The organism is Paenibacillus sp. P4_E11, assembly GCF_056401635.1.
Map to the genome: position 1 here is coordinate 1 of NZ_JBFUIX010000525.1, position 1,168 is coordinate 1,168.

Sequence of the window (1,168 nt, forward strand, 5' to 3'; positions counted from 1 at the left end):
GCTTGATCGGCAAATGGATGAGATGCTAAAACGAGGTATCGACCCTAACAACATCTATTCTGATGAAGCATCTGGTAAAGACTTAGATCGCACAGGTTATCAGTACATGAGAAGAACCATTGAAGCAACGGATACACTTGTCATCAAGTCCCTAGACCGTCTAGGACGCAACAAGAATGACATTAAGGCTGAATGGGCTTACTATAAGGATAAAGGTGTTCGCGTCCGTATACTGGACATGCCGATGCTTGATAAGTTCTATAACGAGCATGGTGATAACAAAGGGTTAATGGACAGCATCGGCAACATCATCTTTGAATTGATGGCTTGGCAAGCGCAGGAGGAGCGCGAACGTATCAAGGCTAGACAAGCAGAAGGAATTGCATCAGCAAAGCTACGCAATAAGCATCTAGGTAGACCTAAAGCTGACCTAAGTACAGTTGACGCTGATAAGTTTGCGATGGGCTATGCTGAATGGAAAGCTGGGAATATGACTGCGGTCGCGTTTATGACCTCTGTAGCTTTGAAGAAGTCTAACTTCTACAAAGTAGTAAAAGAATACGAACAATCCTTATAAGTGCTTTTTCAACTCTTTACTATGCTTTGGTTAGTTCATGTCTTGCACATTACTCAATGGAAGATCGATTTTATTGAGTTGGTGTTAGTCACCGCCAATAGCTTCTAATATGTGTTTGAACATCTGATGTTTCATCAAATCAAATATTTGAAAGAAAGGCACTCCGTTCGAGCGAAGTGTCTTCTTTAGGTTCGTTACTTGATAAGGTGTACCGAGTCCATTAAAGTCAAAGTTTTTTCTTCTCTTCACATCGCGCAGAATTTCCTTGTCGCTTGTACTAAGATTGTCTATCTTGGAGTAACTTGGAACAAAAATGTGCTTGTCAATCAAAGGTCTAAGATTCGACATGTTCATATTAACCAAAGGCATCTTGCTATTAGGGTTGAGACGAATCTCGTATCGTATCCAGTTTTCGTCTGTTACAACTTTACCCCTTGCTTTCTGTTCCTCTTTCTTGTCGTACATCAATGATCTGCTGTCATTCCTACTGCTGAACCAATAAACGTTTTTTCCATACTTGTTCTTGGTTGCATTTGCTCTGGCTAGAACGAACGTGTTTGACATTTTTGCGTTGAAGTCATAGGCAATATC

General features: G+C 40.8%; 2 protein-coding genes. One reads left to right on the forward strand and one right to left on the reverse strand.

Going from position 1 to position 1,168, the window contains the following annotated elements; translation table 11 throughout:
* On the forward strand, window positions 1-577 hold a 577-nt coding region (locus tag AC1DWB_RS35720; protein ID WP_477545801.1), incomplete at its 5' end, for a recombinase family protein.
* Between the two features lie 84 nt (window positions 578-661).
* Here AC1DWB_RS35720 and AC1DWB_RS35725 read toward each other — a convergent pair.
* Window positions 662-1,168: hypothetical protein (locus tag AC1DWB_RS35725; RefSeq protein WP_477545802.1), on the reverse strand; the 507-nt coding region annotated here is incomplete at its 5' end.